The following is a 21,704-nucleotide window of genomic DNA, read 5'->3' as shown; positions in this document are numbered from 1 at the left end:
ATCGTGGCCCCTGAAAGAGTGGAAGTGCCGCTCGTGCCGCCGTTGCGGTGAGCGCACCCCTTTACTACGCGCCGTGCCGGCGTTTGGATGCAGTGGCACAAAAAAAGTTATTTCGGCTCGATTTATGGTTGTGTTTAGGCAACTTTTTCGGTGTATAGTCTTTGGCAGGAAAATCAACAACATGGAGCGGACCGTGGCAATCGTGTATCAGACAACAAAGTTGGAGGAAGCGCAGCTGAGCGTGGCACTGGTGGAACGCAGCCAGGCTGACCTGCTGGTGCGCCGCGTGGACAGCATCGGCCAGGCGCAAGGCGACGCCCTGTGGTACATCACCCATGACCGCCAGAGCGCCACCGTCATCGTGCGCTTCACGTCACCGAATACGGCGCAGGTAAAAGTCTGTCTTGTCGACGACGACGGCGAGGAGGGTTGGCAAGGGCGACGCCCGCGCAATATCCACCTGTAGCGCATGAAGGCCCGTGTACACTGACTTGAAGGAAGCATCGCCATGGATTTGATCTTGCTGGAACCCGGCAACCCGGAACTCGTGTTCGGCAAGACGCCGGACGGTGGCAGCGCCGGCATCGACGCCATCTGGCGCGATGCCGGCGCCCTGCAGGACCTGGGCCCGTGCATCGAGCTGGTCTCGCTGCACCAGGGCATGAAACAGCAGGTGACGACGGACGTCAGCAATTCGGCGCGCACGTCCGGGCGGCCCGTGATCACGGAATTTACCTGCGTCAAATATGTCGACCAGACGTCCATCAAGCTGTATGAACTGTGCCTGCGCGCCGAGCCACTGGGCAGGGGTGCGGCCCAGCCGACCAGGCTGTACATCGCCCGTTATTCGAGCGGCAAGACGGCCAACATCATCACCATTGCCCTGCGCGACGCCCTGATCAGCGAAATCCAGCTGCAAACCCATCCCGACGACATGCCCACCGAGCAGTTCAAGCTGAGCTTTACGGAAATACTCTGGAGCCACAGCGTGCAGCAGGCGGATGGCCAGCCCGGTACCCAGTACACGACAGGCTGGAGCCTGGCGCGCAACCGCCCTATTGGGGCGTTTACAGCGTAACAGACGGGATAAACGCATGGACGACGCTGCAAATTCGCCTGACATCGCCGGCATCAGGAACGCCGGCCTGGTGCTGCTCCACCCGTTCCTGCCAGCAATGTTCCAGCGGCTGGACTTGCTCGCCACTGGCGGCGATGGCAGGCCGCAGCTGCGCGGCGAACACGGCGCGCACGCCGTTCACTTGCTGCAATACCTGGTCGATGGCAGGAGCGATGCACCGGAGCAGCAATTGCTGCTGAACAAGCTGCTGTGCGGCCTGGAACCGGACTTCCCTGCTCCACCCGTCGACCTCGGCGAAGAAGAACGGGCCCTGTGCGAACAAGTGCTGGCCGCCGTGATGCGCCATTGGCCAGCGGTGGGACAAACCTCGCCCGAGGGATTGCGCCAGGTCTTTCTGCAGCGCGAAGGCCGACTGCAAAAAGGCGACGGGAAATGCACGCTGGCTGTCGCGCGCAATCCCTTCGATGTACTGCTGAGCCGTTTGCCGTGGAACCTGGCTGCCATCCGGCACCCGTGGATGCCGCAACCGCTGTTGATCGACTGGCCCGGCGCGTAGCCTGGCAAGCCCACGCCCGGCTGGCCGCCCCCCCCGCAAGGCGGGCTACTCCGCCAGCCCTCCCCCCAGCGCCTTGTACAGGGCCACGGACGACTTGAACTGGTCGCGCCGCACGTCGAGCAGGGTTTGCTGGGCCGCATACGACTGGCGCTGCGCGTCGAGCAATTCCAGGCGGCTGTCCTGGCCCGCGTCGTAGCGCAGCTGCGACAGCCGCTGGCGCTGCTGCGCCGCGACCACTACGCGCTGCTGCGCATCGATCTGCTGCGCATACGTGGCGCTGCCGGCCAGCCCGTCGCGCACGTCGCGGAAGGCCGCCTGGATGGCCTGCTCGTATTGCAGCACGGCCACGTCCTTGCGCAGGCGCGACAGTTGCAATTCCGCGCGCAGCTGGCCGCCCTGGAACAGCGGCTGCGTCACTTGCGGCGCGAACGACCAGCTTCGCGCGCTGCCACGGAACAGGTCGCCGAGCTCAGGGCTGGCAAAGCCCAGCGACGCCGTCAGCGACAGACGGGGGAAGAAGGCGGCGCGGGCCGCGCCGATTTCCGCATTCGCCGCCACCAGCGCGTATTCCGCTTGCAGGATGTCGGGACGGCGCGCCAGCAAGTCCGACGGCAGGCCGGGCGGCAGCTGCGTCAGCACGGGCTGGCCATCGAGCGGCCGGCCCGCCGGCAAGTCCGTTGGCAACGGCGCGCCCAGCAGCAGTTCCAGGCTGTTGCGGGCCAAGGCGCTGGCCCGCTCGCGGGCCTGTACGTCCGCTTCCGCCGTGGCCGCCTGTCCTTCCGCTTGCGCCACGTCCAGGCCGCTGCCCTGCTGCGCGCCGTGCAGGTGCTGCGTCAGGGTCAAAGCCTGGCGCCAGTCAAGCAGGGTTTGCCGCGCCAGTGCCAGCTGCTCCTCGGCCAGCCGCTGTTCCAGGTACGCATCGGCGACGGCGCCGATCAGGGCCATGTGCGCGGCGCGCTGGCCCTGCTGCGTGGCCAGGTAGCGCGCAAACGCCGCGTCCGACAAGGAGCGCAGGCGGCCGAACAGGTCGATCTCGAACGCGCTCATGGCGATGCCTGCAGTGAACTGGTTCTGGGTCACCGCATCGGCGCCGCGCTGGCGCACGCCGCCGGCATTCGCGCCGATGGCCGGATAGCGGCCCGCATCCTGGATCTGGTACTGCGCCCGCACGGCTTCCACGTTAAGGGACGCCACGCGCAAATCGCGGTTGTTTTCCAGGGCGATGTCGACCAGGCGCTGCAGGCGCGCATCGAGCAGCATCTGGCGCCAGCCCAGGTCGGCCGCAGAATCGACCATGCCTGGCGCGGCGACCTCGCCATAGCTGGCCGGTATCGGCGCCGCCGGCTTGACCAGCGGCGGCGTCAATGAACACGCCGACAACAGCCCGGCGATCGGTAACAGATGAAACCAACGCATTACAACTCCCCTTCCACCGCCTTGACGGCGATGCGATTACTGCGTTTGTTGAAATAGCTGCCCATCTTGTCGACGGCGCCCAGCACCACGACAAAAAACACGGGCACGAAAAACACGGCCAGCACGGTGGCGGTAATCATGCCGCCGAACACGCCCGTGCCGATCGCATGCTGCGTTTCGGCGCTGGCGCCCGTGGCCAGCATCAGCGGCACGACGCCCAGTGCAAAGGCCAAGGACGTCATCAAGATCGGACGCAAACGCAAGCGGGCCGCTTCCACCGTCGCCTCGACCAGTCCCTTGCCCTGCGCCTGCAGCTGGCGCGCATATTCGACGATCAGGATCGCATTCTTCGCCGACAGGCCGATGATCGTGATCATGCCCACCTTGAAGAACACATCGTTCGGCATGCCGCGCAACATCACGGCCAGCACGGCGCCCAGCAAGCCCAAAGGCACGACCAGCATCACGGACACGGGAATGCTCCAGCTTTCATACAGGGCCGCCAGCACGAGGAAGACCACCAGCATCGACAGCGCCATCAGCATGGGCGCTTGCGACGCCGATTCCTTCTCTTGCAGCGACTGCCCCGTCCACGCCAGCGCGAAGCCGGGCGGCAGCTGTTTCACCAGGCGCTCCATTTCCAGCATGGCGTCGCCGCTCGATACGCCCGGCGCCGCGCTGCCTGAAATGCGCGCCGCAGGATAACCCTGGTAGCGCACCAGTTGCAGCGGCGACTCGCTCCACACGGGGCGCACCAGTTCGCCCAAGGCCACCATGCCGCCCGCGTTATTGCGGATGCGCAGGGCCAGTACGTCGTTCAACTGCATGCGCGACGGCGCATCGGCCTGGATGATCACCTGCTGCATGCGGCCCGCATTCGGGAAATCGTTGACATAGGTCGACCCCATGGCTGCCGTCAGCATGTCGGCAATGGCCGTAAACGACACACCCAGCGCTTCCGCCTTGGTGCGGTCGATATCGAGGCGCACGCTGGCGCCCGGCGGCAAGCCGTCCGGATACACGCCCGCCACCTTGCTGCTTTGCGCGGCCAGGCCCAGCAGCTGGTTCTGCGCCGCCTGCAGGGCGTTGACACCCTGGTTGGCGCGGTCTTGCAAGCGCATGGAAAAGCCGGACGAGTTGCCCAGTTCATCGATGGCGGGCGGCATCAGGCTCATGATCACGCCCTCCTTCGCCTGCGACATGGCTTCCTGCGCCAGCGCCACTTCTTCCTGCGCCGTGGCGCCGTTGCGCTGTTTCCAGTCCTTCAGCATGGTGAAGGCCAGGCCAGCATTCGGTCCAGCGCCGGAAAAGCTGAAGCCGAGGATCGACTGATTCACTTCGATGCCGGGCCGCGTGGCCACGTGTTGCTCGTACAACTTGACGACATCGAGCGTGCGCTCCATGGTGGCGTCGGACGGCAGCTGGATCGAAGTGATGAAGTAGCCCTGGTCTTCTTCCGGCAAAAAGGCCGAAGGCAGCTGCATGAAGGCCACGCCCAGGGCCGCGACGATGGCGCCATACACGACCATCGAACGGCCCGCGCGTTTGAGCATCGCCACCACGCCCTTTTCATAGCGGGCCGTCATGCGGTCAAAACAGCGGTCGAACCACAGGAAGAAGCCCTTCTTGTCATGGTCGTGCGGACCAATCGGTTTCAACATGGTGGCGCACAGGGCCGGCGTCAGGGTCAGCGCCAAAAAGGCCGAGAACAGGATCGACACGGCCATGGCCAGGGTGAACTGGCGGTAGATGGCGCCGACGGAACCGCTGGCCAGCGCCATCGGGATGAACACGGCCGTCAGCACCAGGGTGATGCCCACGACGGCACCGGTGATTTCGCGCATGGCCTTCGACGTCGCCTCCTTCGGCGACAAGCCTTCGGTCGCCATCAGGCGCTCGACGGCTTCCACCACGACGATGGCATCGTCGACGATGATGCCGATCGCCAGCACCATGCCGAACATGGTCAGCACGTTGACGGAATAGCCGGCCATCAGCATCACCGTGAAGGTGCCCATCAGGGCAATCGGCGCGACGATGGCGGGAATCAGCGTGTAGCGTATCTTTTGCAGGAACAGATACATGACGAGGAACACCAGCACCATCGCTTCCAGCAGGGTGACGACGACCTTTTCGATCGAGATCTTCACGAACGGCGCCGTATCGAACGGCACCGAATACTTGATCCCTGCGGGCATCGTGTGTGCCAGTTCGGCCATGCGCGCGCGCACGGCGCTGGCCGTCTGCACGGCGTTGGCGCCCGGCGACAGCATGATGGCGGCGCCCGAAGCGGCCTGGCCGTTTTCGCGGATACTGAAATTGAAGCTTTGCGCGCCCAGCGACACTTTCGCCACGTCGCCGATCGTCACTTTCGAGCCATCCGCATTCGCGCGCAAGACGATGGCGGCAAATTCGGCCGGCGTTTGCAGCTGGCCCTGCACCGTCAGCGGAATCGTGACGCGCTGGCCGTGCACGGCGGGCGAATCGCCCAGGCGGCCCGGGGCGATCTGCGCATTTTGCTGCGCGATGGCGGCCGTCAGCTCGCCCATGGCGATGTTGTACGACACCAGCTTGGCCGGATCGACCCAGATGCGCATGGCCCGCTCGGAGCCGAACAGCTGCACCTTGCCCACGCCGGGAATGCGGCGCAGTTCTTCCGTCACGTTTCGCGCCAGGTAGTCGCCCAGCGCCACTTCGTCATGCTGGCCATTCTCGGAAATCAGGCTGACGATCATCAGGAAGCCGGACGATGCCGACTCCACCGTCAAGCCATTTTGCCGCACGGCTTGCGGCAGGCGCGGTTCGATGGCTTTCAGGCGGTTTTGCACGTCCACCTGCGCCATTTCCGGGTTCGTGCCCGGCTGGAAGGTGACGGTGATCGAGGCCGAACCCGAGGTATCGGTGGACGACTCGAAATACAGCAGGTGCTTGACGCCCGACAGTTCGCGTTCGATCAGACCCACCACGGAATCGTTCATGGTTTGCGGCGTGGCGCCAGGATAGTTGGCGCTGATGCTGACGCTGGGCGGCGCCACCGAAGGGAAGCGCGCAATCGGCAATTGCGGTATGGCGATCAGTCCGAACAGGACGATGAAGACCGCCACCACCCACGCAAAGACGGGGCGGTTGATGAAAAATTGAGGCATGTCGTTACACTTTCAATATGTACGGGTCAGCGCACGGCGCTGACGGCAGGTGCGGCGGCAACGGCTGCGGCGCGCTTCCATGGCTGCGGTGCGGCGGTGGCGCCCGGCTGCAAGCGTTCCTGGCCTTCGATGACGACGGTTTCGCCAGCCTTCAAGCCGCCGTTGACCACGTACTGGTGGTCGATCACGTCGCCCACGCTGATGGGTTTAAGACTTGCTTTGTTCGTGCCATCGAGCACCCAGGCCTGCGCCTGGCCGCCGCTGCTGTGCAAGACGGCTTGCTGCGGCAGCAGCACGCCATCTGCCTGCACGGCGCGGGCGATGCGGGCGCGCACGAACATGCCCGGCAGCAGCTGGCGCTGCGGATTGTCGACCAGCACGCGGATGACGGCGTCGCCCGTGCCCGCATCGACGCTGATGCCGGAGAACAGGATGCGGCCCGTGACGGGATGCGGCTGGCCGTCCGCGCCGAGGATAGTCACGGGCAGCTTGTCCGCGCCGCCGGTGCCGGAGGCTTGCAGCGCGGCCAGCGCGGCGGCCGGCTGGCGCACGTCGACATACACCTTGTCGATCTGCTGGATGCGCGCCATCGGCGTGGCATCGGCCAGGCCCACGAGCGCGCCTTCCGTCACCAGTTCGGAGCCGATGCGCCCGGCAATGGGCGCCTCGATGCTGGCAAAGGCCAGGTCCAGGCGGCGGCGCGCCAGGGCCGCGCGCGCCTGGGCCACGGTGGCCACGGCTTGCTCGCGCTGGGCCACGGCATCGTCATACGCCTGGCGGCTGATGGCGTCCGCTTCCACCAGCGGCTTCAACCTGTCGGCCTGGCTGCTGGCGCGGTTCGCCGTGGCCACCGCATGCTGCAGGGCGGCGGCAGCCGAATCGACGTCCGCCTGGAATGGCGCCGGGTTCAGCTGGAACAGCTTCTGCCCCGCTTTCACTTCGGCGCCCTGCTCGAACTGGCGGCGCAGCACGATGCCGCCCACTTGCGGGCGGATGTCGGCCGTGCGGAAAGCGGCCACCCTGCCCGGCAATTCATCGCTGAGGACGACAGGTGCCGCTTGCAGCTTGAGCACCGTAACGGCGGCGGGCGGCGCGGCGCCTTCTTCCGGCGCGGGTTTGGAACAGGCGGCAAGGCTGAGCAGTGCCGCGGCGATCAACATGTTTTTCTTGGTGAGGTGGCTCGGATGCATGGTCTTTCTCTATGGCAGATCCCAACCGGCGGTCCGGTCGACAGATAACAAGAGCATAGAAGGCCAAGATGGATGTTCCGTCAAAGAAATGTGGAGATTCGATGGAGACGGCGAAGAATGCTAGACTATTTATATGAACTATCATCACAGCGCCAGCCAGCCCTCCTTCCTTGCCACCACCCCGCCTTCCGCCCTCGTCCTGATCGCCGAAGATGAACCGCAAATCGCCCGCATCCTCGCCGGCTACCTGGAGCGCGACGGCTACCGCACGGCCTTCGCGCACGATGGCCAGGAAGCGCTGCAGCAGCACCTGGCGCTGGCGCCGGACCTGCTGCTGCTCGACGTGCAAATGCCCAGAGTCGATGGTTGGGGCGTGCTGGCGGAAGTGCGGCGGCGCGGCGAGACGCCCGTCATCATGCTGACGGCGCGCGACCAGGATGCCGATAAACTGGCCGCACTGCGCGTGGGCGCCGACGACTACATCATCAAGCCCTTCAATCCGGCCGAAGTGGTGGCCCGCGTGGCGGCCGTGCTGCGCCGCTCGCGCGTGCGCCACCATCCCGTCGGCGGCCAGCGCCTGCGCTGCGGCCCCATCGAGATCGACCAGGAAACCTATGTGGCCAGCGTGCTGCGCGAAGGCGCGCCCGTGCCTTTGAGCCTGACCTTGACGGAGTTCCGCCTGCTGGCCCACCTGGCGCGCACGCCGCGCCGCGTCTGCAGCCGCCTGGAATTGCTGGAGTCGTGCATGCCCGAGAGCAATTCGATGGAACGCACGGTGGACAGCCACGTCAGCAAGCTGCGCAAGAAGCTGGAAGAAGCGGGCGTGATGAACATGCCGGCCAGCCTGCGCGGCGTGGGCTACCGCCTGGAAAGCGACCTCTGATGCGCTTCACAGGCTTGAACCGGCAGATCGTGCTGTCGATGTCCGTGCTGATGGTCATCAGCATCCTCGTCATCTGGATTTTTTCGTGGACGTTTTTCGCCGTCGTCTTCAAGATCGACCCCAATATGCTGTCCGAGCCGGACGACTGGTCGCCGACGACGGTGGAATGGCTGTGGATACTGTCGATTACCATCTTTGGCTTGCTGCTGGCCGCGTTCTTCGCCATCAAGCTCGCGTCGCGCATTTTAAAACCGATCAATTCCGTGATGGACAGCGTGCGCCGCGTGGCGCATGGCGACCTGTCCGCGCGCGCCTTCGCCGGCGACCGCACCCTGGGTGAAACGGCCATGCTGGTCGACGATTTCAACAGCATGGCCGAGCGCCTGCAGCGGGCGGCCAAGGAAAGCGAGACGTGGAATGCGGCCATCGCGCACGAGCTGCGCACGCCCGTGACCATCCTGCGCGGCACCCTGCAAGGCGTCGTCGATGGCGTCTTCAAGCCAGAGGAAGTGCCGTTTTCCAGCCTGCTGTCGCAAGTGGAAGACTTGGGCCGCCTGATCGAGGACTTGCGCACCCTGAGCCTGGCCGACAGCGGCCACATGCAGCTGCGCATGGCATGGACGGACCTGACGCTGGAAATCGAGGAAGTGCGCCGCCTGCTGGCGCCGGACATGGAAGCGGCCGGCTTTGCCCTGCAACTGCACCTGTCCGACCATCCCGTCTGCTGCGACGCGGCGCGCATCCGGCAAATCGTGCTGGCCCTGCTCGACAACGCGCGCCGCTATGCGCATCCGGGCCTGCTGCGCGTGCGCACCCGCGTGCAGGCCGGCCAGTACTACCTGAGCGTCGAAGATGCAGGCCCCGGCATTGCCGAGGAACTGGCGCCGCACGTGTTCGAAGCATTCCGCCGCGGCGACAGCGACAGGGTCGACCTGAACGCGGGCAGCGGCCTGGGCCTGGCCGTGGTCGAAGCCATCGCGCGCGCGCATGGCGGCAGCGCCGTCTGCACGCGTGGCAAGGCGGGCGGCAGCCTGTTCACCATCAAGTGGCCGGTCGAGCACGCCGCGCCGCCGCACGCCGGCTGACTATATCGCCGGCGCGCGCAGCATGTCGACAAAGGCGCGCAGCACGGGCGGCATCTGCCGCCGGCTCGGGTAGTACAGGAAGTAACGGGGCGGCGGCGGCAGGCAACGTTCCAGCACGCACGCCAGGCGTCCCGCCGCGATATCGGCGCGCGCATCGGCTTCGTACACATACGCCAGTCCCGCGCCATCGCGGGCCGCGCGCAGCATCAGTTCATCGTCATCGAACACCAGCGGCCCGCCGACGGCGATGCAGACACCCTCGCCTGCCTGCTCGAACTCCCACGCATACTGGCGCCCGCTGGGAAAACGCCGGCCGATGCAGGCGTGTTCCAGCAGCGCGCGCGGCGTGCTTGGTGCGCCGTGCGCCGCCAGGTAGGCGGGCGACGCCACCACCACGAAAGGTTGCGGCACGCCCACGGGCACGGCGATCATGTCGGCCGCCACCTGCTCGCCGAAGCGGATGCCCGCGTCAAAACCGTCGCGCACGATATCGATCATGCCGTCATCCGTCACCACTTCCACCTGCACGCGCGGATAACGGGCGACAAAACCGGCCAGCATGGGCGCCAGCAGCAGCCGGGCGGCCGGACGGGGCACGTTCAGGCGCAGCTTGCCTGCGGGTACATCCTGCAAGGCGCTCAAGTCCTGCAAGGCATCATCAATTTCGCGCATGGCCGGCGCCAGCCGCGCCAGCAACTGCTGCCCCGCCTCGGTCGGCGTGACGCTGCGCGTGGTACGGTTCAGCAGGCGCACGCCCAGGCGCTCTTCCAGCGCCCGCAGCGCATGGCTGAGGGCGGAAGCGGACACGCCCCGTTCAAGGGCCGCCTTGCGAAAGCTGCGCAGGCGGGCGACGGCGGCAAAGGCCGTCAATTCGTTGAGGTCAGCCATTATTCATGAGTTATATTCAGCAATACATGCAGGATTAGCCATCTTATCGCATGCTGTTGCTTCATCCATACTCCTTGCATCTTTTTTTGAAGAGGAGTGAAAAATGGAACACAGAACACTGGGCAACTCCGGCTTGCGCGTCGCCCCCATCGGCCTGGGCTGCATGGGCATGAGCTTTGCCTACGGCGGCGCGGACGAGGCCACCTCGCTGCGCGTGCTGCACCGCGCCGTGGAACTGGGCGTGACCCTGATCGATACGGCGGAAGTCTACGGCCCCTACGCCAACGAGGAACTGGTGGGCCGCGCCTTGAAGCAACTGCGCGGCAAGGTCAGCATCTCCACCAAGTTCGGCTTCAAGATCTTGCCCCATGGCCAGGGTGTGGAACGCATAGCGGGCGTCGACAGCCGCCCCGGACACATCGTCCGGGCCGTGGAAGCGTCGCTGTCCCGGCTGGGCATCGACTGCATCGACTTGCTGTACCAGCACCGCGTGGACCCCGCCGTGCCCATCGAAGACGTGGTCGGCGCCATGGCGGATCTGGTGCGGGCCGGCAAGGTGCACCACCTGGGGCTGTCGGAAGTGTCGGCCGCCACCCTGCGCCGCGCCCACGCCGTGCATCCGATTGCGGCGGTCCAGTCCGAGTATTCGCTGTGGAGCCGCGATGTGGAAGCCGAGGTGCTGCCCGCTTGCCGCGCGCTCGGTATCGGCTTCGTGCCCTACAGCCCGCTGGGCCGGGGCTTCCTGACGGGCCAGCTCGCATCCAGCGCCGCGCTGGCGCCAGACGATTACCGCCACAGCCTGCCCCGTTTCCAGCCGCAGGCGATGGAAGCCAACGCGAAGCTGGTGGCTGAACTGCAGCGCCTGGCGGCGGCGCGCGGCGCCACGGCGGCCCAGCTGGCCCTGGCCTGGCTGCTGGCGCAAGGCAGCGATATCGTGCCGATACCCGGCGCCCGCAGCCTGGCGCACCTGGAAGAAAATGTGGCCGCCGCGCGACTCACCCTGAGCGACAGCGAGCTGGCCGCCATCGGCGCCGCCATCGCGCCCGCCGCCGTGCATGGCGCGCGCTACCCACAGCATGAGCTTGCCATGCTTGGCCTGTAGACAACCGTGCCTGGCTCGGCTATACAAGTTCTTTTGCCCGCAGCACTTGAAATGCCTGAATCCGCTATCATTTCCAATCTGAACTATTCATTATGAAAGGGATTTATATGTCCGCACTGCTCGAAACACTGCAATGGCGCTACGCCACCAAGAAAATGGACCCGACGAAAACGGTGCCGCAAGACAAGGTCGAGCGCATCCTGGAAGCCGTGCGCCTGACGGCCAGCTCCAGCGGACTGCATCCTTACGAAGTCTTCGTCGTGACGAATCCGGCCCTGCGCGAACAGATCAAGCCGCATGCATGGAACCAGTCGCAAGTGACGGACGCCTCGCACCTGCTGGTGTTTGCCGCCTGGGACAATTACACGGCAGAACGCATCAACGCGCGCTTTGACCTGGTCAACACCGTGCGCGGCTTCAGGAATGAAGGCTGGGAAGCATACCGCCAGCAAATCCTGGCCACGTATCCGCAACGCGATGCGGAAACCAACTACCAGCACGCGGCGCGCCAGGCATATATCGGCGTGGGCACGGCCCTGATCGCCGCGGCCCAGGAAAAGGTCGATTCGACGCCGATGGAAGGGTTTGATCCAGCCAAGGTCGATGAAATCCTGAAGCTGCGTGAAAAAGGTCTGCGTTCCGTCGTCATGCTGCCGCTCGGCTACCGCGCCGACGCAGGCGACTGGCTGGTGGACTTGAAAAAAGTGCGCCCTGCGCGCGAGCAATTCATCACCGAGCTGGCGTAAGCGCCTCGCCCGTGATTGAAAAGCGGATGTCCTGACCGGCATCCGCTTTTTTTTGTCCGTTCAGGCCGCTTGCGGAAAACGCACCGTCACCTGCAGGCCCCGTCCCTCGCCCCCCTCGGCCAGCGCGATATCGGCCTGGTGGTGCTCGGCGATGTGGCGCACGATGGACAGACCCAGGCCGCAGCCCCAGGCGTCGTTGCCGTCGGGGCGGAAGAAGCGGTCGAACAGGCGCGCGTGGTGCTGTTGCGGCACGCCGGGACCGTTGTCGGACACGCGCAGCAGGGGCCGGCCCTCTTCCACGGCCGCCTGCAAGTCGACCCTGCCACCCTGCTGCGTGTAGCGCAAGGCGTTGTCGATCAGGTTATTCAGCAACACTTGCAAGCCATCGGGATCGGCCTGTACCAGCACCCTGGCCGGCAACGTTTCCACCACGCCCAGGTCGATCTCCCGGCTGTCGGCCAGCGCGCTGTGGTCGGCCACGGCCGCTTCCAGCAATTGTCCCAGGTCCACCGTGTGCAGCTGGCTGGCCGCCAGCGCCGTTTCGTGGCGCGCCAGGCTGAGCAACTGACGCACGAGGTGCGTGCTGCGGTCCAGCCGCTCATGCAGCCGCGCCAGCGCCACGCGGCGTTCTTCCTCGCTGGCGGCCCGCTCGGCCACCTGCAGCTGCAGTTTCAGCGCCGTCAGCGGCGAGCGCAATTCATGCGCCGCATCGGCAACAAAGGTGCGCTGCGCCGTCAGCGCCGCTTCGAACTGCCCCATCAGGCTATTCAACGCCAGCGCCACGGGCCGCAGTTCGGGCGGCATGTCGTCGGCCGCCAGCGGCGTGAGCGTATCCGGCGAACGGCCCGCCACAGATTCGGCCAGCCGGTGCAGCGGCGCCAGCGCCCGCCCCACGACGGCGACGATCAGCAGCGCCAGGATCAGCGCGAACACCAGCAGGGGCGCGCCGGCCCGCATGGTCATCTGCCAGGCCAGCTGGTCGCGCACGGCCTGCGCCTGCGCCACCTGCACGTAGCGGCCGCGCCGCGTTTCGCCGTACAGACGCCAGTCCTCGCCGTGCAGCACGACATCAGCAAAGCCGGCCAGCGCATAGCGCGGCAGTGCCGGCTGGCCCTGCAGGACGGGCAATGGCTGGCCGTCCTCGTCCCAGGCCTGCAGCACGAACGCTTCTTCCGGATCTTGCGCGGCGGCCAGGCCCGTCTGCGTCTCGAATTCGTCGGGCAAGGCCACGGCCAGCTGGCGCAGCTGCAGATCGGCCAGTTCATTGGTTTCTTCCAGCAGCGAACGGAACAGCGAAATGCCGGCGCCGAGCACGCACAGCAAGGTGGCGGCCAGCAAACCGAGCAGCAATTGGCGGCGGATGGTCAGCACGATGCTACCCGCATCTTGTAGCCCACGCCGCGCACGGTCTGGATGCAGTCGGCACCGAGCTTCTTGCGCAGCTGGTACACGTACACATCGACGGTATTACTTTCCACTTCGCAATCCCAGCCATACAGCTTTTCGCTCAGCTGGCGCTTCGACACCACCTTGCCCGGATGGTCGAGCAAGGCGCGCAGCACGGAAAACTCGCGCGGCGGCAGCTTGATCAGCTCCCCCTCGAACGTGACCTCGTGGCTGGCCAGGTCGAGGATCAGCGCGCCGTGCTCGATGACGGAGCGCGAACGGCTGACGCGGCGGCGCAGCAGCGCGCGGATGCGCGCCAGCAGCTCGTCGAGGTCGAACGGCTTGACCAGGTAATCGTCGGCACCACTGTCGAGTCCGTCAACGCGGGCCGGCGTACCGTCGCGCGCCGTGATGATCAGCACGGGCAACTCGGCGCCCCGCGCACGCATGGTGCGCAGCACGTCCATGCCTTCCTTGCCGGGCAAGCCCAGGTCCAGCAGCATCAAATCGTAGGCGAAACCGGCCAGCGCCAGCTCCGCATCGTGGCCATCGCGCACCCAGTCCACGGCATAGCACTCGCCGCGCAAGCCCTCGACCAGGCTTTCCCCGATCATCGGATCGTCTTCCACCAGCAACACGCGCACGCGGGCCTCTCAAGGTCTTGAAAAAGCCACCATCTTACCTTGACTGGCGCCGCGCCGCAGGGACTGCCGCGGTGGCCTTACCTGGACCCGGACCCGCGGAACGGTGGAATATTGCCTTCTTGCGGAAACAGGGCCACGCCTTTCGCATGCGGTACCGCCGCAGCGAGCGCCTCGCCAGGCTGGGCCGCTTGCGATACCGGCAGAAAAGCCAGCAGGGATAGCGCGCCAACACAGAAAATAGCCTTGATTTTCATATCATTCCTTAAAGGTTGCATAGAAAAATATCGGATCAATACATTATCTTATATATTGATAAACAGGCAATACCGATCCAAGATACCTGCGTGCCGGCAACAAGTCAATCTGCACAGCAACTGAATTGCCCGGCCTGGCGCCCGATTTCACGCCAGCGTGACTATGTGCGCATTTGGCGCATTTTTTATGCGGTATATTTTCCTTCCCTCCACGCATCTGGAAAGGCCCGCCATGTCCACCCCCACCCAAGATACCGTCATCGTCAAGGCGGCGATTTATCCGCCCATCGGCATTGCCCGCGTGGGCAACAGCCCCAGCGAGTACTTTCTGGGACCGGAGGTGCCGGAACCGGCGGCGCGGCCGGCCGGTTATTACCGCGATGCGTCCGGAGCCATCAAGCGCCAGGCGGCCAGCTTTCGCATCTACGGCCTGAACGCGGCCGGCGTGGCGGTGGCCGAATTGAACGCCAGCAATGCCGACATCGAATGGTCCGTTACCCTGGCCAACACGAAGGCGGCGTGGTACCAGTTCCAGATCGCGCTCGATATTCCCGAGGCGAATGTCACCCAGCCCTCGTTCCTGCGCAACATGGCCGTCACCGACCGCGCGCAATTGTCCATCACGCCGGGCGAGCGCAAGATCAGCGGCAGCGACAGCCAAGGCGTGGCCTTCGACAGCGGCCGCTTCATGGGCACGCCCGTCTACCTGGGCGAATTGCGCACGGATGCCATGGGACGGCTGATCGTGCTGGGCGGCCATGGCAAGTCGGCCTCGTGGAATGGCGCGCGCGCCATCACCTTTGCCAACAACGAAGGCTGGCATGACGACACGGCCGACGGCCCCGTCTGCGCCAAGGTGCACTACCAGGGCCATGCCTTGCCCGTCGACATGGCCTGGGTGGTCGTCGCGCCGCCCGACTATGCGCCGCAGCAAAAGTCGGTGCGCACCATGTGGGACTTGATGCGCGACTTGTTTGTTTCCGAAGGCAAAATTGCCGCGCCTGCCGTTCCCTCGTTCCAGGATGATATCCGCCCCATTTTCGAGCGCCTGTCCAACCTGCAATGGGTGAATGCCGGCTTTGCGGCCGCCTTTGGCTGGGACGGCAGCACGCCGTTCAGCCGCGACGAATGGATGGCGCGCCTGGCTAGCCCGTCCGAAAACCGCAAGGAGTGGCGCAACGTCATCTATAACCAGTTCCGCCAGTTCGAGCGCGACGCCTGGGCGCCGTCGCCGTGGCCGTGGCTGTATGGCGATGCGATGGCCATCCCGCCGGCAGACACGCCGCGCCAGAACTGCGCGCTGAGCAATCTGCAGTTGCGCTTCCTCAAGCAATGGGCCGACGGCAAGTTCACGGACGACTATGCGCCCGGCAAGACGCCGCCGCAAAGCCTGGCCGACGTGGAGCTGGCGCAGCAACCGGACACCCTGCTGCGCGCGGCCATGGAATTCTGCCTGGCCGACGCCTTCCACCCCGGCTGCGAAATGACCTGGCCCATGCGCCAGGCCAGCATGTACAGCGCGCCGTTCCGCCTGGCGCACCGGCCGCCGGGCTGGGTGGAGCCGGACTACGGCGCCGTCTTGACACCGGACAATATCAGCAGCCCCTGCTCGGCGCAGATCGCCGGCGGCGTGACGCGCTGGATGGCCGTGCCATGGCAGACGGACACGGCCAGCTGCCGCTCCGGCTACCAGTCCGACTACGATCCCTACGTGCCCACCTTCTGGCCCGCGCGCGTGCCCAACCAGGTGATGAGCAAGCTCGCCTACGACACGGTGATGAACCGCGAAGTTCCCGTCGACGACCGCCTGGCCGCCTTCGCCCGGCGCGCCGCGTGGATACGGCCGCTGGGCAACATCAGCTATGAAGAGCAGATCAACAACATGATCGCCGACCTGGCGCAAGTGGGCGTGGTGGAAGTACGCCCAGGCCCCACGGACGTGACGGGCTTCCCCGCCTTCCTGCAGGTGGAAAACCTGCCGCAGCCGATAGCCGGCAAGCACCAGTTGCGCGCCGCGGCGGGCATACCGGACGAGTTCGTCGACGTCGACCTGGAAGGCACGGAAAAAGCACGCCATCTGCAACGGCACCGCTTGTGACCCTGCTGCAGGCCGACGTGCTCATCGTTGGCGCCGGTCCGGCCGGCGCCACGGCCGCCCTGAACCTGGCGGGGCGGCACCGGATCTTGCTGGTCGACCGCCTGGCCGCCCCGCTGGCGCGCATCGGCGAATCGCTGCCGCCGGCCGCCGCGCGCCTGTTGCAGGACATGGGCTTGCTTGACGCCTTCCTGCAACAGGGCCATGCGCCCTACCACGGCAACCGCGCCTGGTGGAACGGCGCCTGGACGGAACACCACTTCCTCAGCGATCCCGACGGGCACGGCTGGCACCTGGCGCGCGGCACCTTCGACCTGTGGCTGCGCGACGAGGCGCGCCGGCGCGGCGCCGCCCTGCTGGCCTCGGCCAAGATCGTGGGCATCGTACCGGACGATGCCGGCTGGAAAGTACGCCTGGTAACGCAGCACGGCCTTTGCGAAGCGGCGGCGCGCATCATCATCGACGCCACGGGACGCAACGCCCGGCTGGCCCGCAGAATCGGGGCGCGGCGCCAGCGCAGCGACCGGCTGGTATCAGTATGGCAATACGGGCAGGATCGCACGCCCTCCGCGCGGGGCTTTGCCCACATCGAGGCGTGCGAAGATGGCTGGTGGTACAGCGCGCCCCTGCCCGGCCAGCGCCGCGTGCTGGCCCTGCATACGGATGCCGACTTGCTCGACACCAACATCTTGCGCGATGCCGGCTGGCTGGAAGCGGCGGCGCGGCGCCTGCCCGCCACGCGGGAATTGCTGGAGCAGCAAGGCTATGCGGCCGAGACACTCGCCATGTCCACGCCCGCGCATACGGCGACCCTGGACGCCGGCGCCGGCCCAGGCTGGTTCGCCGTCGGCGACGCCGCGCTGAGCTTCGATCCGCTGTCATCGCAAGGCATCTTCAACGCCCTGTACACGGGCCTGGCCGCGGCCGAGGCCGCCGACCGCACGCTGCACGGCGACGTGAATGCCTATCATAAATACAATGGGGAACTGACAGCCATCGGCGCGGCGTACGAACGCCACCTGGCGTACTGCTACGGCCAGGAAACGCGCTGGCCATCAGCGCCGTTCTGGCGCCGGCGCAGGCCGGCCATGCAGGCAAGCTGAGCCTGACGCAGTTATAGTTCGAGCAAGATTGCGCGCCATTACGGCCGCATCGTCAGCACCCCGATGACCAACGCGCGCATGCCCAGGTCAAACTCGGCCTCGATGGCCATGTCGTCCGCGTCCTGCCATGCTTCGCCGGCCGGCGCATACACGGTGTCGGCCAGGGCCACGCAGTGAAACGCCACGGTCGACAGCAGCCAGCGGGCGCGCTCCAGCGGCAGCTGGTAGCCGTGCGCCACCTGCGCCTGGTGGGCCTCGATACGCGCCAGTATGGCTGGCGGCGTCGCTTTCCGGCGCAGCAGATAGGGCGCCAGGCCGGGATGCAATTTGACCAGCTGGCGCAGCGAAGCGCTGAAACGCAGCAGATACTGCTCCAGGTCATCCTCTCCGGGCGCCGGCAATTGCCAGCGTTCAAAAATCTCCGCGGCCACCAGCAGCTTGAGCGCGGCCAGGTTCGCGACGTGCTTGTACAGCGCCACGTGGCTGACGCCGAGCAAGGCGGCCACGCCCGTAAAGGTCATGGCGGGCAAGCCCATGGCGATGCCGGCGTCGGCAATGCGCGCGCGCGTGATGCTGGGGGGACGCCCGGGGCGCGGTGTATCGGTGGCGATAGTCATCATTATTTTCCGTGGCGGCAGCTGCGTTGTCGTTTTTCAGCAATTAGTTTAGCATAATGAAACTAATTACCCAAGACACAGGAGTACTTACATGGCAACACCCCCAGAACCGCAATCCGGCAGTCCCTTGCGCAACGCCGAGCATGACCGCGGCCTGCATGCAGTCACGGCCACCGTCGCCGCCATCGCGCGCCCCGTCCCCAGCGTGCTGCGCGTCGCGGCCAGTCTGGCCCGCTCGGGCGACGATCCACACTGGACGCTGCCCAACGTGGCCTTCCGCATCCATCTCGACGGCGCCATCGATGGCGGCGAGTCGCGCATCTACACCGTGCGCAGCTATGACGCGGCGGCATCAGCCTTTACCTTCGATATCGTGCTGCATGCACATGCCAGCCCCATGATGCGCTGGGGTGACAGCGTGCGCGTGGGCGACGTCTTTCGCCTGACGGGGCCGCGCCCGCAATTCACCGTGCCAGGAGGCGGCGAACGCAAGCTCGCCCTCTTCCTCGACGAGACGGGCATACCCGCGCTGTATGCCATGTTGCAGCAATGGCCCGCCAACGCGGCCGGCATCGGCTGGGTGGTGACCGATGATGAAGCGGCGTTCCAGGAATTACCCGAGGTGCCTGGCCTGGCATTGCAGCGTCTCGGCACGGCCCACGTGGCGCCGGAGGGGCCGCTGGCCGCCCAGGCCAGGGCGTTACAAGATCCGCACGGTTACGCGATATGGGGCGCGGGCGAACGCGATGAAATGCGCGCCATCCGCCAGTACTTCCGCATCGATGCAGGCCTGGACAAGGAACAGGTGCTGGTGGCCGGCTACTGGAAGCGCGGCGTCAGCAATACGCACATCGACGCGCGCCGCAAGCACAGCTTCGAGCAGCTGATCGCCAATGGCGGCACCCTGGCCGACTTCGACGACCTGGCCGTCGAAGTGTGAGCCGTGCCGGTCGCGGCGCGCGCTAGCGGGCGGCGAAGTCGAAGCGCCACGCGTCCTGGCTGCGGTGCAAGGTCACGTCCACTTCGGTAACCGAGACCGGCATCGCATACTGCGTCATGTCCTGGAAGCTCTCCAGGCTGTAGGTCTGGCCCGCTGCTGGCCGCATGGCGACCACAAAATAGAGGCTGGGCAGGTATTCGAAACCGACCGTCATGTTGGCGTCGACATCGGGCATGGTCGCGACCGGCCGGTCGTTCACGTACCAGTTGCAGCTGAATGGGATGAATGGGCTGGTCTCGTTCATGACGCCGCATTGTGCCGGCGTCAGCTTCGATTGCGCCAGCGAGGCGGCGGCCGGCTGCAGCAGCGGCGACAAGCCATGCGGGCTCACGGCCGACAGCAGCTGGCCCGGCGCGATGACCTGGCGGCCCGAGACGATGGTGTTCCCGGTGATGCCGAAACTGTTCACGTCGGTCGAGATCCTGTCCTCGTAGTGGAACGATTCGGTGGCGCCGGCCGACCCCGTCAACACTTGCCAGGCATGACTGTGGTAATGGCCCTGCGGGTTTTGCAGCTTCAGGAAAACCAGCACGGAGTTGCCTTGCAAATCGTCTGTTTCCACGTTGTAGCGGACGTTGAATTGAATGCCCATCGCTTGTTCCCTGCCTGGAATCTGCACGAACTCAGGAAAGACAGCGCCGGAGGACGAGTCCGCGATTTCCTCCGGCGCCGGTTGTCACTGCTCATGCCCTGGCTGATGCAGGGCCTGGGCACGCTACTCGCGAACGATTACTGCGCCAGGTAGCGTTCCGAACGTGGGCCGTACAGCAAGCCATTCGGCACGCCGGCCGACAGCATGCGCGCATTTGCCGTGCCGGCGAGCGGATGGCTGGCATCGGTACTGGTGTTGATGATCTGCTTGACGGCCGCCGTCACCAGCATGCCGACCAGGCCGCCGCCACCGCTGTTGTTGCCTTCGTTGCTCGATGCGCTGGCCGCGCCCTGCCACAGCAAGGCGCCCGTCTTCAGGTCGACCAGCTTGGCATCGACCGACACCACCGTCACGCTGTCGATCACGGCGTACGTCGTGCCGTACTTGGAAATCGTCACGTACAGGCCCGCATCGGCGCCAAAGATCTCGTTGAGCTTTTTCGCATCGACGCCGTGGATATCGGCGGCATTCGTCAAGCCGTTCTGCTTGAAGGTTTCACCGACCACGGCCACCGGCAGCACATAGTATCCCGCTTCGGCCAGCGGATACGTCACTTGCGCGTAGACGCTGTTGCCGGCATTAACTTCCGGCGAGTTGTTCAGCGGCGGCAAGACCACGATCGAGCGCGGCTTGGCCGCCTTGAAGGCCGTGTAATCATACGCGGCCTGCTTGGTGGCGCAACCGACCATGAAGATGGCAGGGCCCAGGCACAGGGCCATTTTCAACATGCGCGACATCATAATTTCTCGCCTTTTTTCATTTTACCCAACAGGAAGTCCATGTACGGCGTCGATTCCGGGAACAGTTTTTTCTCGTCTTCGAACTGTGCTTCAACTTGCTCCGGTTTGCCCGCGATCGAGTACAGCATGCCCAGGTGGGCATGGAAACCCGGCGGCGCGTGGTTACCCTTCGCGCCGATCACCTGCAAGTCTTTTTCCATTGCAGCGATCTGCTGTTCAGGGCTTTCACCCTTCAGGTATTCGTACACTTGTGGCTGGTAGCCTTCCCATTGGTACAGGGTCTTCGATTGCGTGGCGCAACCGGTCAGGGCGGCACAGGCGAGCAGCGCCAGCAGGGCCGCGCCCTTGTTCATCATTGTTTTCATGGGATACCTTATTGTTTGCGCATTGCGCCCGCTTCGACACCAGCCACCAGGCGCTCGACCGCTTCGCGCATGGCCAGGTCCAGCACCTTGCCGTTGAGGGTGGCGTCATAGCTGGCGGTGCCGCCAAAACCCAGCACTTCGCGGTTCGACAGGCTGTATTCGCCGGCGCCGGCGGCCGAAAACACGACTTCAGACGTAGCGATATTGACGACGTTCAAGGTGACCTTGGCATAGGCCACTTGCGTCTTGCCGCGGCCCATGATGCCGAACAATTGCTTGTCGCCCACTTCCTTGCGGCCGAATTCGGTCACGTCGCCCGTGACGACGAAATCGGCGCCCTTGATATTCTGGCCCTGCTTCTTGAACTCGGCTTCCTGCTTGAGTTCCGCCATGTTGTCGCGGTCGAGCACGTTGAAACGGTTAGACGTTTGCAGGTGCGCGATCAGGATCGTTTTCGACTGGCTGCCCAGGCGGTCGACGCCATCGGAAAAGATGCCGCGCATGAAGTTCGAGCGGTTGTCGAACTTGCCGACAGCGATCAGGGTGCGTGGACCAACGTAGGGACGGGCTGCACTGGCAACCGTGGGGACTGCCACGGCTTGCGAGGTTTCGGAAGCGCAGCCAGCCAAGGCCGCGCCGATCAGCGCTGCAATCAACAACGCGCCGGGTTTATTCTTGTTCATAGTGCCCTTATGATATGGAGGATCAGGAGCAACCTGCGAAATTGATTTTAGGCAAGTTAATTTCCTAATTGCAAT

Annotated in this window: 21 protein-coding genes; 10 read left to right on the top strand and 11 right to left on the bottom strand. The window is 65.4% G+C overall.

Translation table 11 applies throughout. The annotated features are described in order from the left end of the window. Positions 1-193: 193 nt before the first annotated feature. The 3 genes from U0004_RS13885 to U0004_RS13875 are packed head-to-tail and all read left to right on the top strand — an operon-like array spanning position 194 to position 1,634. Positions 194-466, top strand: coding sequence for a DUF6150 family protein (locus U0004_RS13885; RefSeq protein WP_070256573.1), 273 nt, complete (start codon positions 194-196; stop codon positions 464-466). Between the two features lie 42 nt (positions 467-508). Then, positions 509-1,078 carry an Hcp family type VI secretion system effector gene (locus U0004_RS13880; RefSeq protein ID WP_070256491.1) on the top strand — a complete coding sequence of 190 codons (570 nt, stop codon included), beginning with the start codon at positions 509-511 and terminating at the stop codon, positions 1,076-1,078. 16 nt (positions 1,079-1,094) lie between these two features. Further along, positions 1,095-1,634, top strand: coding sequence for a contractile injection system tape measure protein (locus U0004_RS13875; RefSeq protein WP_070256493.1), 540 nt, complete (start codon positions 1,095-1,097; stop codon positions 1,632-1,634). Between the two features lie 45 nt (positions 1,635-1,679). On the opposite strand, the gene U0004_RS13870 is transcribed toward U0004_RS13875, so the two are convergent. Genes U0004_RS13870 through U0004_RS13860 form a run of 3 tightly spaced genes read right to left on the bottom strand, consistent with a single transcriptional unit; the run spans position 1,680 to position 7,386 of the window. Further along, positions 1,680-3,050: an efflux transporter outer membrane subunit gene (locus U0004_RS13870; protein WP_070256495.1), complete on the bottom strand. Its 1,371-nt coding sequence runs from the start codon at positions 3,048-3,050 to the stop codon at positions 1,680-1,682. Beyond that, on the bottom strand, positions 3,050-6,196 hold the full coding sequence (locus U0004_RS13865; RefSeq protein ID WP_070256497.1) for an efflux RND transporter permease subunit: 3,147 nt from the start codon (positions 6,194-6,196) through the stop codon (positions 3,050-3,052). Before U0004_RS13865 ends, U0004_RS13870 begins: the two co-directional genes overlap by 1 nt. A gap of 26 nt (positions 6,197-6,222) precedes the next feature. Beyond that, on the bottom strand, positions 6,223-7,386 hold the full coding sequence (locus tag U0004_RS13860) for an efflux RND transporter periplasmic adaptor subunit (protein WP_070256498.1): 1,164 nt from the start codon (positions 7,384-7,386) through the stop codon (positions 6,223-6,225). Between the two features lie 133 nt (positions 7,387-7,519). On the opposite strand from U0004_RS13860, the gene U0004_RS13855 reads away from it, so the two are divergent. Together U0004_RS13855 and U0004_RS13850 are read left to right on the top strand one after the other, a co-directional pair. After that, positions 7,520-8,269: a response regulator gene (locus U0004_RS13855; RefSeq protein ID WP_070256500.1), complete on the top strand. Its 750-nt coding sequence runs from the start codon at positions 7,520-7,522 to the stop codon at positions 8,267-8,269. Then, complete coding sequence (locus tag U0004_RS13850) at positions 8,269-9,354, top strand: ATP-binding protein (protein ID WP_070256502.1); 1,086 nt, start codon at positions 8,269-8,271, stop codon at positions 9,352-9,354. Before U0004_RS13855 ends, U0004_RS13850 begins: the two co-directional genes overlap by 1 nt. Here U0004_RS13850 and U0004_RS13845 read toward each other — a convergent pair whose 3' ends face one another. After that, positions 9,355-10,242: a LysR family transcriptional regulator gene (locus U0004_RS13845; protein ID WP_070256504.1), complete on the bottom strand. Its 888-nt coding sequence runs from the start codon at positions 10,240-10,242 to the stop codon at positions 9,355-9,357. 103 nt (positions 10,243-10,345) lie between these two features. Here U0004_RS13845 and U0004_RS13840 point away from each other — a divergent pair, with 103 nt between their 5' ends. Next, the gene (locus tag U0004_RS13840) at positions 10,346-11,344 is read left to right on the top strand and encodes an aldo/keto reductase (RefSeq protein WP_070256506.1); all 999 of its coding nucleotides are present in this window, start codon (positions 10,346-10,348) and stop codon (positions 11,342-11,344) included. A gap of 107 nt (positions 11,345-11,451) precedes the next feature. Further along, on the top strand, positions 11,452-12,090 hold the full coding sequence (locus tag U0004_RS13835; RefSeq protein WP_070256509.1) for an NAD(P)H-dependent oxidoreductase: 639 nt from the start codon (positions 11,452-11,454) through the stop codon (positions 12,088-12,090). A 60-nt stretch (positions 12,091-12,150) separates the two neighbouring features. Here U0004_RS13835 and U0004_RS13830 read toward each other — a convergent pair whose 3' ends face one another. Together U0004_RS13830 and U0004_RS13825 are read right to left on the bottom strand one after the other, a co-directional pair. After that, entirely contained in the window at positions 12,151-13,461 is a 1,311-nt protein-coding gene (locus U0004_RS13830) for an ATP-binding protein (RefSeq protein WP_070256511.1), read from the bottom strand. Further along, complete coding sequence (locus tag U0004_RS13825; RefSeq protein WP_034788094.1) at positions 13,455-14,120, bottom strand: response regulator transcription factor; 666 nt, start codon at positions 14,118-14,120, stop codon at positions 13,455-13,457. Before U0004_RS13825 ends, U0004_RS13830 begins: the two co-directional genes overlap by 7 nt. Before the next feature lie 486 nt (positions 14,121-14,606). Between U0004_RS13825 and U0004_RS13820 the strand changes: the two genes are divergently transcribed. Further along, complete coding sequence (locus U0004_RS13820; RefSeq protein ID WP_115057471.1) at positions 14,607-16,472, top strand: LodA/GoxA family CTQ-dependent oxidase; 1,866 nt, start codon at positions 14,607-14,609, stop codon at positions 16,470-16,472. Beyond that, complete coding sequence (locus U0004_RS13815; RefSeq protein ID WP_070256512.1) at positions 16,469-17,572, top strand: tryptophan 7-halogenase; 1,104 nt, start codon at positions 16,469-16,471, stop codon at positions 17,570-17,572. Before U0004_RS13820 ends, U0004_RS13815 begins: the two co-directional genes overlap by 4 nt. Positions 17,573-17,610: 38 nt before the next feature. On the opposite strand, the gene U0004_RS13810 is transcribed toward U0004_RS13815, so the two are convergent. Then, a complete protein-coding gene (locus U0004_RS13810) occupies positions 17,611-18,192 on the bottom strand; it encodes a TetR/AcrR family transcriptional regulator (protein ID WP_231958217.1) in 582 nt (193 codons plus the stop codon). 88 nt (positions 18,193-18,280) lie between these two features. Between U0004_RS13810 and U0004_RS13805 the strand changes: the two genes are divergently transcribed. Beyond that, positions 18,281-19,129, top strand: coding sequence for a siderophore-interacting protein (locus U0004_RS13805; protein ID WP_070256513.1), 849 nt, complete (start codon positions 18,281-18,283; stop codon positions 19,127-19,129). Positions 19,130-19,151: 22 nt separating this feature from the next. Here the strand turns inward: U0004_RS13805 and U0004_RS13800 are convergent, their stop codons facing one another. The 4 genes from U0004_RS13800 to U0004_RS13785 form a co-directional block, all read right to left on the bottom strand. Beyond that, entirely contained in the window at positions 19,152-19,781 is a 630-nt protein-coding gene (locus tag U0004_RS13800; RefSeq protein WP_070256514.1) for a hypothetical protein, read from the bottom strand. A 137-nt stretch (positions 19,782-19,918) separates the two neighbouring features. Then, positions 19,919-20,581 (bottom strand): DUF799 domain-containing protein, encoded by a 663-nt coding sequence (locus U0004_RS13795; RefSeq protein WP_034788080.1) that lies wholly within the window; start codon positions 20,579-20,581, stop codon positions 19,919-19,921. Next, positions 20,578-20,946, bottom strand: a complete 369-nt coding sequence (locus U0004_RS13790; RefSeq protein WP_231958215.1) for a DUF4810 domain-containing protein — start codon at positions 20,944-20,946, stop codon at positions 20,578-20,580. The genes U0004_RS13795 and U0004_RS13790 overlap by 4 nt, the downstream gene beginning before the upstream one ends. Positions 20,947-20,954: 8 nt before the next feature. Further along, positions 20,955-21,629 carry a CsgG/HfaB family protein gene (locus U0004_RS13785; RefSeq protein ID WP_034788077.1) on the bottom strand — a complete coding sequence of 225 codons (675 nt, stop codon included), beginning with the start codon at positions 21,627-21,629 and terminating at the stop codon, positions 20,955-20,957. Positions 21,630-21,704: the final 75 nt, after the last annotated feature.

The sequence above is a fragment of the Janthinobacterium lividum genome, assembly GCF_034424625.1.
Classification (GTDB): domain Bacteria; phylum Pseudomonadota; class Gammaproteobacteria; order Burkholderiales; family Burkholderiaceae_D; genus Janthinobacterium; species Janthinobacterium lividum.
Note: the sequence above shows the minus strand (reverse complement) of the source record. Positions and strands in the feature narration are given on the sequence as shown.

Excerpts from the sequence above, each read along its gene's own strand:
- U0004_RS13795 (WP_034788080.1), bottom strand. The coding sequence starts at position 20,581 with ATGATGTCGCGCATGTTGAAAATGGCCCTGTGCCTGGGCCCTGCCATC.
- U0004_RS13790 (WP_231958215.1), bottom strand. The coding sequence starts at position 20,946 with ATGAAAACAATGATGAACAAGGGCGCGGCCCTGCTGGCGCTGCTCGCC.
- U0004_RS13810 (WP_231958217.1), bottom strand. The coding sequence starts at position 18,192 with ATGATGACTATCGCCACCGATACACCGCGCCCCGGGCGTCCCCCCAGC.
- U0004_RS13870 (WP_070256495.1), bottom strand. The coding sequence starts at position 3,050 with ATGCGTTGGTTTCATCTGTTACCGATCGCCGGGCTGTTGTCGGCGTGT.
- U0004_RS13805 (WP_070256513.1), top strand. The coding sequence starts at position 18,281 with ATGGCAACACCCCCAGAACCGCAATCCGGCAGTCCCTTGCGCAACGCC.
- U0004_RS13875 (WP_070256493.1), top strand. The coding sequence starts at position 1,095 with ATGGACGACGCTGCAAATTCGCCTGACATCGCCGGCATCAGGAACGCC.
- U0004_RS13785 (WP_034788077.1), bottom strand. The coding sequence starts at position 21,629 with ATGAACAAGAATAAACCCGGCGCGTTGTTGATTGCAGCGCTGATCGGC.
- U0004_RS13880 (WP_070256491.1), top strand. The coding sequence starts at position 509 with ATGGATTTGATCTTGCTGGAACCCGGCAACCCGGAACTCGTGTTCGGC.
- U0004_RS13835 (WP_070256509.1), top strand. The coding sequence starts at position 11,452 with ATGTCCGCACTGCTCGAAACACTGCAATGGCGCTACGCCACCAAGAAA.
- U0004_RS13800 (WP_070256514.1), bottom strand. The coding sequence starts at position 19,781 with ATGGGCATTCAATTCAACGTCCGCTACAACGTGGAAACAGACGATTTG.
- U0004_RS13855 (WP_070256500.1), top strand. The coding sequence starts at position 7,520 with ATGAACTATCATCACAGCGCCAGCCAGCCCTCCTTCCTTGCCACCACC.
- U0004_RS13860 (WP_070256498.1), bottom strand. The coding sequence starts at position 7,386 with ATGCATCCGAGCCACCTCACCAAGAAAAACATGTTGATCGCCGCGGCA.
- U0004_RS13840 (WP_070256506.1), top strand. The coding sequence starts at position 10,346 with ATGGAACACAGAACACTGGGCAACTCCGGCTTGCGCGTCGCCCCCATC.
- U0004_RS13820 (WP_115057471.1), top strand. The coding sequence starts at position 14,607 with ATGTCCACCCCCACCCAAGATACCGTCATCGTCAAGGCGGCGATTTAT.
- U0004_RS13845 (WP_070256504.1), bottom strand. The coding sequence starts at position 10,242 with ATGGCTGACCTCAACGAATTGACGGCCTTTGCCGCCGTCGCCCGCCTG.
- U0004_RS13850 (WP_070256502.1), top strand. The coding sequence starts at position 8,269 with ATGCGCTTCACAGGCTTGAACCGGCAGATCGTGCTGTCGATGTCCGTG.
- U0004_RS13865 (WP_070256497.1), bottom strand. The coding sequence starts at position 6,196 with ATGCCTCAATTTTTCATCAACCGCCCCGTCTTTGCGTGGGTGGTGGCG.